General features: G+C 30.7%; 16 protein-coding genes. 14 read left to right on the top strand and 2 right to left on the bottom strand.

Annotated elements, in window-relative coordinates; translation table 11 throughout:
- Positions 1-58 precede the first annotated feature (58 nt).
- On the top strand, positions 59-2,200 hold the full coding sequence (locus tag HW275_RS10480) for a M13 family metallopeptidase (RefSeq protein WP_178936505.1): 2,142 nt from the start codon (positions 59-61) through the stop codon (positions 2,198-2,200).
- Positions 2,201-2,277: 77 nt separating this feature from the next.
- Here the strand turns inward: HW275_RS10480 and HW275_RS10475 are convergent, their stop codons facing one another.
- Positions 2,278-2,868 carry a type III toxin-antitoxin system ToxN/AbiQ family toxin gene (locus tag HW275_RS10475; protein ID WP_178936504.1) on the bottom strand — a complete coding sequence of 197 codons (591 nt, stop codon included), beginning with the start codon at positions 2,866-2,868 and terminating at the stop codon, positions 2,278-2,280.
- A gap of 653 nt (positions 2,869-3,521) precedes the next feature.
- On the opposite strand from HW275_RS10475, the gene lpxC reads away from it, so the two are divergent.
- The 12 genes from lpxC to metA all read left to right on the top strand — a co-directional run bounded on the left by lpxC (position 3,522) and on the right by metA (position 14,400).
- A complete protein-coding gene (lpxC, locus tag HW275_RS10470; protein WP_178936503.1) occupies positions 3,522-4,370 on the top strand; it encodes a UDP-3-O-acyl-N-acetylglucosamine deacetylase in 849 nt (282 codons plus the stop codon).
- Between the two features lie 109 nt (positions 4,371-4,479).
- A complete protein-coding gene (gene fabZ / locus HW275_RS10465; protein ID WP_178936502.1) occupies positions 4,480-4,914 on the top strand; it encodes a 3-hydroxyacyl-ACP dehydratase FabZ in 435 nt (144 codons plus the stop codon).
- 157 nt (positions 4,915-5,071) lie between these two features.
- Positions 5,072-5,848 (top strand): acyl-ACP--UDP-N-acetylglucosamine O-acyltransferase, encoded by a 777-nt coding sequence (gene lpxA / locus HW275_RS10460; RefSeq protein ID WP_178936501.1) that lies wholly within the window; start codon positions 5,072-5,074, stop codon positions 5,846-5,848.
- A 167-nt stretch (positions 5,849-6,015) separates the two neighbouring features.
- Positions 6,016-6,819 carry an LpxI family protein gene (locus HW275_RS10455; RefSeq protein ID WP_178936500.1) on the top strand — a complete coding sequence of 268 codons (804 nt, stop codon included), beginning with the start codon at positions 6,016-6,018 and terminating at the stop codon, positions 6,817-6,819.
- 258 nt (positions 6,820-7,077) lie between these two features.
- A complete protein-coding gene (gene lpxB, locus HW275_RS10450; RefSeq protein ID WP_178936818.1) occupies positions 7,078-8,226 on the top strand; it encodes a lipid-A-disaccharide synthase in 1,149 nt (382 codons plus the stop codon).
- 36 nt (positions 8,227-8,262) lie between these two features.
- Positions 8,263-8,991: an MATE family efflux transporter gene (locus tag HW275_RS12475; protein WP_255460094.1), complete on the top strand. Its 729-nt coding sequence runs from the start codon at positions 8,263-8,265 to the stop codon at positions 8,989-8,991.
- Positions 8,988-9,722, top strand: coding sequence for an MATE family efflux transporter (locus HW275_RS12470; RefSeq protein ID WP_255460093.1), 735 nt, complete (start codon positions 8,988-8,990; stop codon positions 9,720-9,722). Before HW275_RS12475 ends, HW275_RS12470 begins: the two co-directional genes overlap by 4 nt.
- 27 nt (positions 9,723-9,749) lie before the next feature.
- Positions 9,750-10,385: a glycerol-3-phosphate 1-O-acyltransferase PlsY gene (gene plsY / locus HW275_RS10440; protein ID WP_178936499.1), complete on the top strand. Its 636-nt coding sequence runs from the start codon at positions 9,750-9,752 to the stop codon at positions 10,383-10,385.
- Positions 10,386-10,402: 17 nt separating this feature from the next.
- Complete coding sequence (locus HW275_RS10435) at positions 10,403-11,425, top strand: NAD(P)H-dependent glycerol-3-phosphate dehydrogenase (RefSeq protein ID WP_178936498.1); 1,023 nt, start codon at positions 10,403-10,405, stop codon at positions 11,423-11,425.
- A gap of 33 nt (positions 11,426-11,458) precedes the next feature.
- Complete coding sequence (locus HW275_RS10430) at positions 11,459-12,280, top strand: RNA polymerase sigma factor RpoD/SigA (RefSeq protein ID WP_178936497.1); 822 nt, start codon at positions 11,459-11,461, stop codon at positions 12,278-12,280.
- A gap of 15 nt (positions 12,281-12,295) precedes the next feature.
- The gene (dnaN, locus tag HW275_RS10425) at positions 12,296-13,423 is read left to right on the top strand and encodes a DNA polymerase III subunit beta (RefSeq protein WP_178936496.1); all 1,128 of its coding nucleotides are present in this window, start codon (positions 12,296-12,298) and stop codon (positions 13,421-13,423) included.
- A gap of 38 nt (positions 13,424-13,461) precedes the next feature.
- Positions 13,462-14,400: a homoserine O-succinyltransferase gene (metA, locus tag HW275_RS10420; RefSeq protein ID WP_178936495.1), complete on the top strand. Its 939-nt coding sequence runs from the start codon at positions 13,462-13,464 to the stop codon at positions 14,398-14,400.
- A 128-nt stretch (positions 14,401-14,528) separates the two neighbouring features.
- Here the strand turns inward: metA and HW275_RS10415 are convergent, their stop codons facing one another.
- A complete protein-coding gene (locus HW275_RS10415) occupies positions 14,529-15,104 on the bottom strand; it encodes a YiiX/YebB-like N1pC/P60 family cysteine hydrolase (RefSeq protein ID WP_178936494.1) in 576 nt (191 codons plus the stop codon).
- 320 nt (positions 15,105-15,424) lie between these two features.
- Between HW275_RS10415 and HW275_RS10410 the strand changes: the two genes are divergently transcribed.
- Positions 15,425-16,240 (top strand): Mrp/NBP35 family ATP-binding protein, encoded by an 816-nt coding sequence (locus HW275_RS10410; protein WP_178936493.1) that lies wholly within the window; start codon positions 15,425-15,427, stop codon positions 16,238-16,240.
- The last annotated feature ends 43 nt before the right edge of the window (positions 16,241-16,283 follow it).

The raw sequence follows: 16,283 nt of genomic DNA, 5'->3' as shown, positions 1-16,283 counted from the left end.
AAATTATATCTGACATTTATTTATTTAATTTTCAAAATATTTAAAGAGATGAAGAAAAATGAAAAAATTACTTACAGTTTCGCTATTTTTAGCTAGCATTAATTTAATTTATGCAGAAAACGAAAATTATGAATATGAGGAGCTTTCGGTGAAAAGGGCATCGCAAAAGGAAACAAAGCCGGCACAGCCTGCACCAAAGCAAATGGGATTCTGGGATTTTTATGAAAAGCAGCAGGCAAAATTATTGAAGGACAGCGATAAAAAGCTATTTGATGAACTTAGCACAACAGTTAAGGCGAAAGATGATTTTTATGCCTATGTGAATGAAAATTGGACAAAAAAGACGCAGATTCCCAGCACAAAGCCAGCATGGGGTTCCTTTTATGAACTGAATGAGAAAAATCAGGATTTTTTACGTAATTTAATAAAGGAGTTAAAGAATAAGTCGTCCTTGACTGCAGATGAAAAGAAAGTCATAACACTTTATGACAGTTATTCTGATATGAAAAAAAGAAATGAAGAAGGATTGACACCTATTAAAAAAGATTTGGATAAAATTGATGCTATACAGAATATTGAAGATCTGAAAAAATATAATGTTGAAGTTACAAAAACTGGCGGTTCTGAATTTTATGGATGGGGTGTAGGAACTGACTTGAATGACTCCAAAAATAATGCGATATATTTAGGAAGTGCTGGAATTGGACTGTCAAGAGATTATTATCAGAAAGATACAAAGGAAAATAGGGCAATATTGGAAGAATACACAAAATATGTAAGCGACGTGCTGAAATATTCCGGAGAAAAGGATACCCTTGAAAGAGCAAAAAAAATAGTTGCATTTGAAAAGCAGATTGCAAATACATTATTGACAAATGAGGAACGTCACGATGTAAAAAAATATAATAATCCAATAAAAGTAAGCGAATTGGGAACATTGTCTAAAAACGTCGATTTGGCACAATACTTGAAAGAATTGAACATAAAAACTGATAAAGTCATCATAAGTGAATTGAATTATTATAAAAATCTGGATAATTTTGTAAATGACGCAAATATTGATGTAATTAAGGATTATATGAAATATAATTTAATAAGTTCTGCAGCCGGAATTTTGACAGATGATATGGGCAAAAGAAGTTTTGAATTTTTTGGAAAATATTTAAACGGGCAAAAGGAAAGGGAAACGCTTGAAAAAAGGGCATTGAACTTTACAAATGGAAGTTTAGGGGAAATAATCGGAAAAATTTATGTCCAAAGGAACTTCTCACCGGAAGCTAAAAAAAATGCTCTGCAAATGGTTGACTATATCAAAAAAGCCATGAAAAGCAGAATTGAAAAACTGGACTGGATGAGTGCCGCAACTAAGAAAAAAGCACTTGAAAAACTGGCAAAAGTCAACGTGAAAATTGGATACCCCGACAAATGGCGAGATTACAGCAAAATGACAATCTCAAGTGATGATACGCTGTATGATCAATTGAAAAAAATAAGCGAATGGGCATATGGGGAAGAAATGAAAAAGGTTGGAAAACCGGTAGACAAGAAAGAATGGCATATGTATCCGCATACAATAAATGCTTATTATTCTCCAACAGGAAATGAAATAGTGTTCCCGGCTGGAATTTTACAGTTTCCATTTTATGACTATAATAAACTGGAAATGGCTAGTAACTTTGGGGCAATAGGAAGCATCATTGGACACGAACTTACACATGCATTCGATGTGTCAGGGGCTGAATATGATGGGGATGGAAACGTAAAAAACTGGTGGACAGCAGAAGACAAGTTAAAATTTGATGCAGCAACTAAAAGATTGGAAAATCAATTTTCAGCGTATTCAGTTGGTGATGGAGTAAATGTAAACGGAAAATTTACATTAACAGAAAATATTGCTGACTTAGGCGGACTAAACGTTGCCTATGATGCCTTGCAGCTGTATTTAAAAGATCACCCGACGTCTGCAAAAGTTTATTCTGATACAACAAATAAATTATTCTTTTTGAGCTTTGCAAGAATGTGGCGACAAAAATCGACACCGGAATACCTAAGAAATCTGGCAAAAACTGATTCACATTCACCAAACATCTTCCGTGTAAACGGGACAGTGGTAAATGTAGATGCATTCCATAAGGTATTTGAAATAAAACCAGGAGATAAAATGTATAAAGCTCCTCAAGACAGAATAAAAATCTGGTAAAATAATTTGGTAAAATAATTGAATAAAAAAATAAAAAACTATCTTGACTAATATTGAGATAGTTTTTTTATAAAGTGTTAAAAAGAATTTTTGGTTGTTTTTTTGAACTTGGTAAATTTATTATGTAAATACAGTTTTGCTTTTTCTTCCAGTAATTCAAAATTAACAGTATTTTTTATATAACCCATAGACATATTTGAATTTTTTTGTCTATAAAGTTTATTAGCATTTCTTAAAATCAGTTCTTTATTCTTCAAAATAAAGGTTAGCTGCTTTTGAACCATTTTTTTGTATTTTATATCCGATTCTAATGTCAAATCGTAGTATCTCATAAGTGAATTATTAAAAACAGGAATCATGGATCCGAGTTTTATAGTTCCTAAAAAATCCTGTTTTCCAGTATTTGTTATTCTAACCATTCTTATTAGTGGAATAATTGACTTTCTTAAATTTCCATTTAAATCATAATCAAATTTTTTGCTTGGAGATGATAATGGAGCAAAATAATTACAGTCGTTTATTTTTAGTAAAATACCTAAATATTTTCGTGAAGTTTTATATTTTTTTCCAGAAAAATTTAGAATATGTTTGTCAAATTTCTGCAAATAATTTATATAATTATCATTAATTTCAAATAAGTGTAACTCCTCATAATTTTTATATTTCATTTTTCCCCCTATAAAAAAGCTACCAAAACAAAATGGTAGCTTACTGTATTTTTAGATCCTTCACTTAAAGGTGGCGGAACACCTGTATTTTTAGATCCTTCACTTAAAGGTGGCGGAACACCTGTATTTTTAGATCCTTCACTTAAAGGTGGTGGAACACCTGTATTTTTGATTCTTCAAAAGAAGAAAATCTATCTATCTAATTTAATTATACATTATTTTTTGAAAATGTCAAGTTTTTTGTTTTTAATTATTAATTAAAGAAGAAAATATGAATAAATATGAATAAATATGAATTTTCTTAACATACTAATATATTATCGGACATTATATTTTTTTTATTTTTCATTAACCAACTATCAACATAAATACAATAAACTTGTCGATAATTTAATATTCTTTATTTTTAACAATGGGTCTTGCCCCTTGCGAGTAATATTTATTTTATTGTATTTTTGAACTTATATAGTTATCGAACAGATCTAATATAATAATTCTTTTATTTATGTATTTTATAATTTATTGATAAATTTATAAATAATAAAAGGAAAAATATTTAATTTTATGATATAATATTTATGAGAAAAGAAAAATAATTTATAAACAAAAATTAGATATGAACTGAAATTTTAGAAAATGGAGGAAATTCGGAAGTGAAAAGAAAAACTATTAGAAATACTATTGAAATATCTGGAATTGGGCTTCATAAAGGGGAAGAAATAAAATTAACTTTGAAGCCCAGCGGAAATGATGATGAGCGAGGGATAATCTTTAAAAGAATTGATGTGAGTGGCAAAAATAATGTTATAAAAGTTGATTATAGAAATTTATTTGATTTGGAGAGAGGGACGAATATTAGGAATGAGGATGATGTAAAAGTTCATACGGTTGAGCATTTTTTATCGTCACTTTCGATTACAGGGATAACTGATATTTTAGTTGAGATTTCAGGGAATGAACTGCCTATTTTGGATGGAAGTTCGGCGGGATTTGTTGAAAAATTGCTAGAAGCTGGAATTGTGGAACTGGATGAAAAAATAGAGCCCGTTGTGATTATGGAGCCTGTTATATTTTCGGATGAGAAGGCTGGGAAATATGTGATGGCATTGCCTTATGACGGGTTTAAAATATCTTATACGATTGACTTTAACCATAGCTTTTTAAAATCACAATATTATGAGCTTGAAGTAAATTTGGAAAATTATATGGAAAATATTGCAAAATGTAGAACTTTTGCATTTGATTATGAAATAGATTTTCTTAAAAAGAATAATTTGGCATTGGGAGGAAGTCTGGAAAATGCTGTGGTAATCGGGGCAGATGGACCATTGAATCCAGAAGGGTTAAGATATTCTGATGAATTTGTAAGACATAAAATTCTTGATATAATTGGAGACTTGTATGTTTTGGGAACGCCTGTAAAAGCTCATATTATTGCGATAAAGGCTGGACATTATGTAAATTCGAGATTAACTGAAATGATTGCTAAAAAATATTTGTAAAAAATATAAAAATCGCTTGTAATTTGGATGAAAATCAAATATAATGTAAATATAAAATTTGAAAAAAGTTGAAATAAATAAAAATATAGATTCAGGAGGAATAAAAAATATGGCAGCAAATGAAACAATTATGAACATAGAGGATATTATGAAAATATTGCCGCATAGATATCCATTTTTGCTAGTAGACAGAGTTGTTGAAAAAAATGGAACTGACTCTCTGGTAGCGATAAAAAATATTACAATGAATGAGGAGTTTTTTCAAGGACATTTTCCAGGAAAACCTGTAATGCCTGGAGTTTTGCAAATAGAAGCACTGGCACAGGCTGTAGGATTGCTAATGCTGGAACCAGGGAAAATACCTTTATTTATGTCAATTGACAAATGTAAATTTAGAAGAGCTGTTGTTCCAGGAGATCAGTTAAGACTGGAAGTAGAAAAAATAAAAGTTAAAAGTAATGTAATAGTTGCACGTGGAAGATGTGTTGTCGACGGTACAGTTGTGAGTGAAGCTGACTTGAAATTTTCAGTACAGGATTTATAATTAAATAATACTTAAACTATTTTAGAGTAAAACTTTCTAAAATTGAATAAATTTTTTATTTAAGTAAAATAGAAATTTTAAATTTTAGCAGTTTTATACAGTTTTGAAACAAAAGTTTTAAATAATTCAAAAAATAAAAATAAGAGGTATAATAATTATGAGTTTAAATATACATCCAACGGCAATTGTTGATCCAAATGCTAAACTTGGAGAAAATGTAAAGATAGGTCCTTACTCGATTATAGGGTCAGAAGTGACAATTGGAAATGGAACTATTGTAGAATCGCATGTTGTAATTGAAGGGGAAACGATTATTGGCGAGAATAATTATATTTTTTCTTTTGCCTCAATAGGGAAAGATCCGCAGGATTTAAAGTTTGCTGGAGAAAAAACGAGAGTTGTTATTGGAAATAACAATAAAATTCGTGAATTTGTTACAATTCACCGTGGAACTACTGATAAATATGAAACAAGAATTGGAAACAATACACTTGTAATGGCTTACGTTCACATTGCTCACGATTGTATAATTGGAGACAACTGTGTTTTGGCAAATGCTGCTACTTTTGCTGGGCATGTGGAAGTGGAAGATTATGCGGTGGTAGGCGGACTTACTGCTGTGCATCAGTTTACAAGGGTTGGACGGCACGCAATGATAGGCGGATGTTCAGCTGTAAATCAGGATGTTGTTCCTTACATGCTGTCTGAAGGTAATAAGGCGAGAGCTGTTTATATTAATATTGTAGGGCTTCAACGTAGAGGTTTTTCAGAAGAGCAGATAAAGAGGTTAAGAGAGCTGTATAAAATTATATTTAAGAAAAAATTGAAACTGGAAGAGGCGCTTCAAACTGTGGAGCGTGATTATGGACAATATGAGGAAGCGAAAAATTTAGTTAATTTTATACGGAAAAGTAAAAGAGGTATTACAAGATAAAAAAATTTTAGATAAAGTAATACAAATATAAATTTGAACTAAAAATATTTTAAAAGTTCAAGAAAATAAAAATAAGAAACTTAAAATGTAAAATTTCTCAAAATAATCTATATTTTATTTTGAGTTAATTTTTTATATAGATATTTTTTTAAGAGGAAAAAGTGATAATGGAAAAAGTAGGTCTGATTGCTGGAAATGGGAAATTGCCTGAATTATTTATAAATCAATGTATTTTGAAAGGAATTGAGCCGTTTTCGGTTTATCTGTTTGAAAGTGTGGAGGAAAGTGTAAAGGAGCATAAAAATTCTGTAAAATATAGCGTTGCTCAAGTTGGGAAAATAATCTCTTATTTTAAGAAAAATGGGGTAAGTCAGTTAATAATGCTTGGAAAAGTGGAAAAAAACCTGATTTTTTCAAATTTGAAATTTGATTTGACGGCAACTAAAATATTATTATCTACAAAAAATAAAAAAGATAAAAATATTTTAAAGGCAATAATTAATTACATTGAATCGGAAAACATTAAAGTCCTGCCACAGAATTATCTGTTGGACGAGTATATTGCTGGAAATGAAGTATATACAAAGGCTTCACCAAGCGTGAATGAGGAAAAAACAATAGAAATTGGGGTAGAAGCTGCACGAATGCTTACGGATATTGATGCAGGGCAGACTGTTGTTGTAAAGGATGAATCTGTTATTGCGTTGGAAGGTGTGGAAGGCACAGATAAGGCAATTTTACGTGGTGGGGAACTGGCCGGAAAAAACTGCATTGTGGTAAAAATGGCAAGGCGTAATCAGGATTATCGGATAGACATTCCAACGATTGGGCTGGAAACAATAAAAAAAGTTGTGGAAATCAATGGACGTGGGATTGTGATTGAAGCCGATAAAATGCTCTTTATTGAGAAAGAGGAAGTTATAAAATTTGCAAATAAAAATAAAATTTTTATAAAAGGAATCAAGGTTTAAAAGTTTTTTAGTAAAACTATTTTTTAAAATTAAACTCAAAAAATATTACAAATAAGGACAAATAAGGATATTTTGTTTAATTTTTATTTTTAAAACATCTTCAAATATTTCTGTTTTGCCTACGAAATATAAAAAATAGATATTTGAATAATTTTTAAAGTAGTTTTAAGTAAATAAATTAAAGAATATAAAAAAGGCTAAAAAATGAGAAATAATAATGAAAATAATGTAATAAAAGAAAAAAATAATGATTTGTCAATGGCAAACTCTAAAAAAAAGAAAAAAATCTTCATTTCCTGTGGTGAAATGTCGGGAGATTTACACGCTTCATACATTGTGGAGGAAATGCGGAAAAAAGATGAAAATGCTGAATTTTTTGGTGTAGTTGGGGATAGATCGATAAAGGCTGGGGTTAAGGTTGTAAATCACATTAAAAATAATGATGTTATGGGATTTGTGGAGGCTTTGAAAAAGTACAGCTATTTTACGGAAAAGGCTTGTGAATATTTAAAGTTTATCAAGGAAAATAGGATAGAAACTGTTATTTTTGTTGATTTTGGAGGATTTAATCTGAAATTTTTTGAATTATTGAAAAAGAAGATTTCAGAAAAAAAACTGCAAAATTTGAGAATGGTTTATTATATTCCACCTAAAGTTTGGGCTTGGGGGAAAAAGCGGATTGAAAAATTAAAGAAATTTGACGATGTTATCGTAATTTTTCCATTTGAAAAGGCATATTACGATGATACTTTGAAAAAAGATGAGTCAAAAGGGCTGAAAGTGGAATATTTTGGAAATCCGTTTGTTGACAAATATGAATTTTCTGACAAGTTGGGAGAAAAAATATTGTTACTTCCTGGAAGCAGACGACAGGAAATTGAAAAATTTTTGCCAGTAGTTATGGAACTGGTTAGAAATGAAAAAGTTAAAAATGAGAAATTTTTAATGAAGCTGGCGAGTGAGGACCATAGAAAATATATACGTGATTTTGAGAAAAAATATAAAATTGATGTTCATAAAATTCCAAATTTGGAAATAACTTTTGATGAAATAAAAAACATTCGGAAAGACTGCAAATATGCAATAGCGACTTCAGGAACAGTAACTTTTGAAATATCGCTGATGGGGCTGCCTGTGATTGTAGTTTATAAAACATCTAAAATCAATGCTTTTATTGCAAGAAAGATAGTCAAAATAAAATATATAACGCTTACTAATTTAAATGCGAATAGAGAGATTTTTAAGGAGCTGCTGCAGGAAAATTTTTCGGTGGAAAAATTGCTTGAAGAAATGGAAATTATGGAAAAAAATAAAGAAAATGTTGTTTTAGAATTAAAAAAAGAGAGAGAAAAATTAGGTGATTCTGGAGTTTTGGAAAAAATTGCCGATTATTTGTTAAAAAAATAGAGATTAACTTTAAAAACTTTACAAAAAGGATAAAATATGGAAAAAAAACGTGAGGAACTGTTAAAAGGTTCTATTTTGAAATTATTTGTGAAATATTTCATACCAACGCTTATTGGATCTGCGGCAGTTGTTCTGTACAATATTGTTGACAGGTTCTTTGTTGGGAAAATTAGCGAAAAGGCGCTTGCTGGAGCAGGAATTGCTTTTTATATCGTTATGCTGATTATTGCCTTTTCAATGTTTATCGGAGTTGGAGCCGGAACTATCATTTCGATTAGGCTTGGACAGGGAAAAAAGGGAGAAGCCAAGAAAATATTGGGAAATGCTGTAACATTATTTACTGTTTTAGGACTTACATTGTATGTGCTTTTAATGTTGAATATTAACACGGTTTTACGATATTCAGGTGCTAATAACGAAACATTGCCGTATGCGAGGGCTTATATGGAAATAATATTGCTGGCGATCTTACCGTTGTTTTATTCATTTGGACTGACAAATGTGTTAAATGCGGCTGGAGCACCACGAGTTGCGATGTTTTCAATGCTAATTGGAGCAGTTGTAAATATTGTTCTGGATTATGTGGCTGTAATGATTATGCACACTGGAATTGAGGGAACTGCTTATGCGACATTAATTGGGAATGTGCTGTCTGCAATATTTGTATTGTGGTTTCTAATAGTGGGAAAATTGCCCTTTAAAATAGATATGTTTGGGTTTAAGCTGGAAGAGGAAAGTGTTATCACTATAAGATTTTCAAAATGAAATTGGATTCAAAAATAGTAAGAGATATTTTTTCAATAGGAATGTCACCATTTCTATTACAAGCCGCAAGTTCAGGAGTAGGACTTGTAACAAATAAAATTGTGGATACTTATGGCGGAACTTATGGTGTGGCGGTTATGACAATCATAAATTCATATTTGCCAATTATGACAATGAGTGTTTATGCGGTTTCTCAAGCTGTTCAGCCGATAATTGGGTTTAATTATGGGGCAAAAAATTTCAGGAGAGTGAAAAAATCTCTAATGACTGCTATAAATGCTGGAGTTGCCTTATCTTTTACATTCTGGATAATCGTAATGCTTTTACCAAAAGAACTGATTTTATTTTTTAATGAAAAAAGTACACCTGAGGCTCTGAGAGAAGGAGTAAAGGCAATTAGAGTATATTTTTCGCTTGTTATAATTTCATCTTTTGGAATAATTGTTCCAAATTATTTTCAGGCGACAGGGCGTTCAAAATATTCAGTTACATTGAATTTATTGCGGCAAGTTGTTATATTTCTATTAGTTGTTATAATTTTTTCAAATATTTGGAAACTGGATGGTGTATGGCTTGCACAGCCATTTACTGATTTACTGTTTTTTGTAATACTTTTAGGATTTTTATATAAGGAAAAAAGATTTTTTGATAAAATGATTGAAAATGAAAATAACAGGCTGGAATATAATGGAAAATTAAATGAAGAGGAAAAAGTAAAGAACGATAAATAAAAAATAAAACTTTAAAGAGGAATAAAAATGATTACAATTTTATTAATGGCTATTTCCTATATTCTGGGAAGTATACCAAATGCACTTTGGATAGGAAAAGTATTTAAAGGAATAGATATTCGTGAGCATGGAAGCAGAAATACAGGCTCTACAAATGCTGCACGTGTTTTAGGGGCAAAATTAGGTATTTTAACGTTAATATTGGATATTTCAAAAGGATTGGTTCCGACATTAATGGTAATTTTGCTAAAAGCTGATTTTTTTGAAAATTTGACGAAAATTTCAGATTTGGATTATGTATTGGTTGGGATCTGTGCAATTTTAGGGCATGTGTTTTCCATTTTTATGAATTTTAAAGGTGGAAAGGCTGTTGCGACAACGCTTGGAGTATTTTTAATTCTAGTTCCGAAAGCTATATTGTTTGCTGCAATTGTGTTTTTTGCAGTTTTTGCTGTTTCAAGATATGTTTCGCTGTCTTCAATTTTTGCAGCTATATCGCTTCCGATTTTTATATATTTTTTGTATCAGCAGATAATATATGTTATTTTAGGAATTTTAATAGCAATTTTGATTACAGTAAAACATAAAAGCAATATCGAAAGATTAAAAAATGGAACAGAATCTAAATTTAGCTTAAAAAATAAGAAAGGAAATAAAAAATAAGAAAGGAAGGGATGATGATGAAAAATATATTGGTTATTGGCGGCGGAAGCTGGGGCACTTGTCTTTCGAAGCTATTAATAGAAAATGGGCATAAAGTGTATTTGTGGGAGCATAATGAAGAAGTGAGGAAAGTTATTCGCAACACAAAGGAAAATCCGCAATTTTTGCCAAATATAAAATTGCCTGAAAGCCTTAATGTTGTGGATGATTACGGAGAAGTGCTTGAAAATCCTGAAAAATATGGTAAAATTGATATTCTGCTACTGGCGACTCCAACACAATTTTTAAGAAAAATTTTAAAAAGATTGAAAAATTTCTTAAATTATAATATAATACTGGTAAATGTTGCAAAAGGGCTAGAAATTGCTACGAAAAAAAGAATCTCTGAAATAGTGGCTGAAGAATTTGAAAACAAGCAATATAGCTATGTCCTGCTGGCAGGACCGACACACGCTGAAGAAGTCGCTCAAAAACTGCCATCTGCAATACTTTCTGTATCTGAAGATGAAAAAGCTGCAAAAACTGTACAGACAGCATTCAGTAACCTTTATTTTAGAGTTTATACGGGAACGGATCTGATGGGCGCCGAACTTGCGGGAGCATTGAAGAACTGCCTTGCAATTGCAGCGGGAATTGCCGATGGGATGGGTTATGGAGATAACACGAAGGCTGCTCTTATAACTCGTGGAATTAACGAAATGTTTGAAATTGCAAAATATTACAATGCTAATCCTAAAACATTTATGGGATTATCAGGGCTTGGAGATATTATTGTAACTTGTACAAGTAAGCATAGCAGAAACAGGTTTGTAGGAGAAAAGCTGGGACAAGGTGAAAAAATTGAAGACATAGTTTCACATATGAACATGGTGTCAGAAGGTGCAGAAACAATAAAGGCCCTTTATAAAATCATAAAGGAAAATAATCTAAAAGCACCTATTTTCACAGCGCTTTATGAAGTAATCTACAATGGAAAGCCAGTTTCAGAATTGGAATCTACATTTATGAGCAGGGATTTAAAATCAGAATTTTTAAGTTAAGATATTATAAAAAAATAAAATTGGAGTGAGGTAATGGAAGATAACAACTTAAACTTGATGTCGTTATATTTAAGTGATATTCAAAAATTTGATTTACTCTCAAAGGAAGAAGAATACGAACTGTTAAAACGGATTAGGGAAGATGATGACGAACAGGCAAGGCAATTATTAATTTTATCAAATTTAAGATTGGTAATAAGTACAGCTAAAAAGTCACTTGGAAATGGGCTTCCTCTGATTGATCTGATTAGCGAGGGTAATATTGGATTGATAAAAGCTATAAATAAATTTGATTATGAAAAAGGACATAGGTTTAGTACATATGCAGTATGGTGGATAAAACAGTCGATAAAAAAAGCAATTATTAATATAGGGCGTGATATAAGAATACCATCTTATAAATATGAACAATTATCAAAAGTGAATAAGGTTATAAAGGATTATACTGCCGTTCATGGTGAAGCTCCATCAACAGAATACATTGCAAAGAAAGTTGATCTGAAGGAAAGTAAGGTTATTTTGCTTTTAGGTGAATTTCAAGATATAATGTCGCTGAATGAAACAATTGGAGATAATATTTACTTGGAAGACATCATTGGGAAAAATGATGATGTGGAAGATAAAATAATAAAAGAAGATCAGTTAATTGAAATGAAAGACTTGCTTGAAAGAGTTCTGAATGAACGTGAAAGAGCTATTCTTGAGTATCGTTATGGACTGTATGACAATAAGATTCATACATTAAAGGAAATCGGCGAGCAGATGGGCATTACACGTGAAAGAGTAAGACAGATAGAAAAAAAAGCTATAACCAAATTAAAGGAACACTTGGAAGAATATAAGGATATATTATAAAAGAGAGGTGAACATATGTTACATATAATCGTTGATAGAAAATCATTGTTAAAAGCTATAACTATAGTTGAAAATGCAGTAACTGAAAATAAAATAAGAGAAGTCCTTTCTGGAATCTATATTGAAACAAACGAAGGAAAGGCAATTTTACGAGGAACAGATTTGGAACTGTCTATAAATACAAAAATAGAGGCACAAGTTGAAGAAGATGGAAAAATTGTCATAAAACATAAATTAATTGAAGAATTTTTAAAACAAATTTCTGATGAAAAAATTACACTAATTGAAGAAAATGGTAAACTAATAATTCAGGCAAGTTCTACAAATACTGAATTTTCATTATACGATGCAGAAAATTTCCCAGTTCAGTCAAAACTGGAAAATGGAGTTGAATATGTATTTGAAAAGGAAAAATTATTAAATAATATTGAAAATGTAAAAATTTCAGCTTCGCCAAATCCAGAAAATCTAGCTGTAAACTGTATCAGAGTGGAAATTGAGGAAGACAAATTAAAACTGGTTTCATCTGACACATATAGATTGACATACATTGAAGAAGATTTGGATGACACTCAAAAAGGGAAGGAAAATCTTAGTCTGAGCATTCCGTTAAAGACAATTGACGGATTAATAAAAATTATGAAACTTATTGATGAAGAAAATATTACCGTAAAATCAGATGGCTCAAAAGTGTTTTTCCAATTTTCAAATGTAGAAATATTAACTCGTACAATTGATCTGCAATTTCCAGATTACAAGTCAATTTTAAATAATTCGCAGCATAATAAAAAAATATTGTTAAATACAAAGGATTTTTTATCGGTATTAAGAAGAACAGCTATATTTGTTAGGGATAACAAAGAAGCTAAAAATGGCGGAATATTTAATTTTGCCAATAACAGGCTGCTGCTTACTGGAACGAGTGAAAATGCGCAGATAAAAGAGGAAATTGCAACAATTCAGGAAGGTGATGATTTAAAAATTTCATTGAATGTAAGGTTTTTACTTGACTACATTTCTACAATTAAAGGAAAAGTAACCGTGCTGGAATTGCTAAATAACAAAAGTTCGGTAATTGTAAGAGATGAAGATAATGATAAATCACTATATTTCACAATGCCATTGGCGCTTAGGGAAAGTTAAAAAATTTAAAATAAATTTTTACGAAAGGAGAATACACAATGCCTATAAAAATACCAAATAACTTACCGGCTGTAGATATTTTAGCAAAGGAGAACATCTTTGTAATGGATGAAAATAGGGCATTGTCGCAAGATATTCGTCCTTTAAAATTTATAATAATAAATCTTATGCCTACAAAAATTGAAACGGAAACTCAGCTATTAAGATTGCTTAGTAATACTCCGCTTCAAATGGAAGTTACCTTTTTGAAAATGGCTTCCTACGTATCAAAAAATATTTCAGAAGAGCATATGTCTAATTTTTATAAAACTTTTAACGATATAAGGAATGACTATTTTGATGGTTTAATTATAACAGGAGCTCCGGTGGAGAATTTGCCTTTTGAAGAAGTTGCCTACTGGCAGGAACTGACAAAAGTTATGGAATGGAGCAAAACTCACGTTTATTCGACAATGTGCATTTGCTGGGGGGCGCAGGCGTCACTTTACTATCATTATGGAATAAAGAAATATCCGTTAAAAGAAAAGCTTTTTGGAATTTATCCTTTAAAAATTGATATTTTCCATACGATGCTGCTGCGTGGGTTTGATGAAGTGTTTAATATGCCGCAGTCAAGACATACGGAAGTACGTGTAGAAGATATTGAAAAAGTACCAGAATTGGAAATTATCGCAAATTCTAAGGAAGCGGGAGTCAGCATTGTCCGTACTAAGGATAAAAGAAATATCTTTATTATGGGACATTTGGAATATGATAGAATGACGCTTGCAAAAGAATATGAACGAGATGTGAAATTAGGAAAAGATATAAAAGTTCCGTTTAATTATTATCCAAATGATGATGTAAGCAAAGAACCGCTTTTTATATGGCGGGCTCACGCAAATTTACTATTTTCCAACTGGGTAAATCACCACGTTTATCAGGGTACACCGTATGATTTGACGAAATTGTCAGAAATTTCTAATTTTCAGATTTAGATTTAATTATAGTTTTAATTGTTTTTTATTATTTAAATGGGAAATAATATTAACAACAACTTGGTTTGGGAAAATATTAGAACAAATTGAAAAAGCTCTCATATGGGAGCTTTTTATAGTAAAATTTATTAATTATAAATAGAAATGTTTTCCAGCAATGGAGAATCCATTATATCAAATGGCATAACCCAGCCGCCGCCATTGGAGTCAAGATTTACTTCACGTCCGACTTTTTCTCCCGCCTTTTTAAACACTATATAAATGAACTGTGAACAATAAAGTCTTTTATCAAAGTTTTTGTGAAATGTCAGTCCATATGGCTTTGTTGTTGTTTCATCAATTTCTTTGAATAATGCTGCCTTAAATTTATTATCAATCCCTTTTAGCCTAAAAATAGCTACTTTTCTATTGATATTTTGCCAGGCATATAGCGGGCTTTCGCTGTAACCAGCAGAATATGAGGGAAATTCAACTACTTTTTTATTTTCATTAAGAACGGCGGCGTGTCCCCACATTGAACGTAAAGTTGGCCTTTTTGATAAAATAAGAATATCTCCTGGCTGCAATTTATCCACATTTGCAATAACTTCCCTCGGGGAATACCAGAAATATTTGTCTTCTGTCTTTGTCTTGCATATAAGGGACAATGACAATATTAAAAATAACAGTAATCTTCGCAGACTGGCTTTTAAATAAATATTCATATAAAATTTCCTTTCCTAATTAAACTTATAATAAAACTACTTGAAAATCGAATTTAAAAATCTATTAGTGTAAAAACATATGTATAAAAATTTCTATATTTTAAAAGTAGTTTAAATATATTATATAAAAAAGAGAGCAATTAGTCCAGTTTATTTTTTAATAAAAAAAATTTTTATTTATAATTTATTTATATTAACAAATGAATTAATTTTTTTTCAAAAAATTTTAAAAAATAACTTGTATTTTTTCTAAGTTTATGTTTTAATTAAAGTAGGGAAGTTAAATAAAATTAAAATATTTTTAGAGTAAGGAGGAATGAATGCAGACTAATCCAGCTTTAGCTGAACGAAAACAAAGAATTGATTCCAATATGTCCAATATTAAGCATAAAATTGTAATTATGAGCGGTAAAGGCGGTGTTGGAAAAACAACAGTATCTGTTAATTTAGCTTATGGATTATCATTGCGAGGCTATAAGGTTGGTATTCTTGATGCTGATTTGCATGGACCCAATGTCCCGCTTATGTTTGGAAAAGAAGGCGTAAAACTTTCAAAAATCGCTGAACCGCTGGAAATAACCCAAAATTTGCATATATCATCATTAAGTTTTTTTATTCCAGATAATTCACCAGTTGTGTGGAAAGGCCCGCAAAAAATTACAGCAATAATGGAAATGCTGGAAGGAATTAAATGGGGAGAAATTGACTTTTTAATAGTTGATTTGCCGCCAGGAACAGGTGATGAAACATTAGGTATTACACAAAATATAGGCACAGATTCAAAAGCGATAATTGTTACAACACCACAAAAAGTTTCTTTGCTGGATTCCACAAGAGCAATAAATTTTGCTAGACTGATAAATCTAAATCTGCTTGGTATAATTGAAAATATGAGTGGTTTTATTTGCCCTGACTGTCAAAAGGAAATGAATATTTTTAAAAAAGGCGGTGTTAAAAAGTTGGCCCAAGAGAAAAAAATAGATTTTCTAGGCTCAATACCATTAGATGGGAATATCGTAGAATCTAGTGATAGCGGGTTACCATTTATTTCAAACGATTCTGTGGCATCAAGACGGATGAATGACGTAATTAATAAAGTAATAGAAAATTTAGAAAACAAAAACGAAAGTAAATAAATGCGAAAGGAGAAGTATTTTAAATATATTATAAGCATTAATA

This window comes from Leptotrichia sp. oral taxon 223 (genome assembly GCF_013394795.1).
GTDB lineage: Bacteria > Fusobacteriota > Fusobacteriia > Fusobacteriales > Leptotrichiaceae > Leptotrichia.
The sequence above is the reverse complement of the archived record's forward strand: the minus strand, read 5'-3'. Positions and strand labels throughout refer to the sequence as shown.

Bases quoted from the DNA above. Each gene is read 5' to 3' on its own strand.
- HW275_RS10480 (WP_178936505.1), top strand. From the start codon at position 59: ATGAAAAAATTACTTACAGTTTCGCTATTTTTAGCTAGCATTAATTTA.
- lpxB (WP_178936818.1), top strand. From the start codon at position 7,078: ATGGCAAACTCTAAAAAAAAGAAAAAAATCTTCATTTCCTGTGGTGAA.
- HW275_RS10455 (WP_178936500.1), top strand. From the start codon at position 6,016: ATGGAAAAAGTAGGTCTGATTGCTGGAAATGGGAAATTGCCTGAATTA.
- metA (WP_178936495.1), top strand. From the start codon at position 13,462: ATGCCTATAAAAATACCAAATAACTTACCGGCTGTAGATATTTTAGCA.
- HW275_RS10435 (WP_178936498.1), top strand. From the start codon at position 10,403: ATGAAAAATATATTGGTTATTGGCGGCGGAAGCTGGGGCACTTGTCTT.
- HW275_RS12475 (WP_255460094.1), top strand. From the start codon at position 8,263: ATGGAAAAAAAACGTGAGGAACTGTTAAAAGGTTCTATTTTGAAATTA.
- HW275_RS10415 (WP_178936494.1), bottom strand. From the start codon at position 15,104: ATGAATATTTATTTAAAAGCCAGTCTGCGAAGATTACTGTTATTTTTA.
- fabZ (WP_178936502.1), top strand. From the start codon at position 4,480: ATGGCAGCAAATGAAACAATTATGAACATAGAGGATATTATGAAAATA.
- HW275_RS12470 (WP_255460093.1), top strand. From the start codon at position 8,988: ATGAAATTGGATTCAAAAATAGTAAGAGATATTTTTTCAATAGGAATG.
- dnaN (WP_178936496.1), top strand. From the start codon at position 12,296: ATGTTACATATAATCGTTGATAGAAAATCATTGTTAAAAGCTATAACT.
- HW275_RS10475 (WP_178936504.1), bottom strand. From the start codon at position 2,868: ATGAAATATAAAAATTATGAGGAGTTACACTTATTTGAAATTAATGAT.
- HW275_RS10410 (WP_178936493.1), top strand. From the start codon at position 15,425: ATGCAGACTAATCCAGCTTTAGCTGAACGAAAACAAAGAATTGATTCC.
- plsY (WP_178936499.1), top strand. From the start codon at position 9,750: ATGATTACAATTTTATTAATGGCTATTTCCTATATTCTGGGAAGTATA.
- lpxA (WP_178936501.1), top strand. From the start codon at position 5,072: ATGAGTTTAAATATACATCCAACGGCAATTGTTGATCCAAATGCTAAA.
- HW275_RS10430 (WP_178936497.1), top strand. From the start codon at position 11,459: ATGGAAGATAACAACTTAAACTTGATGTCGTTATATTTAAGTGATATT.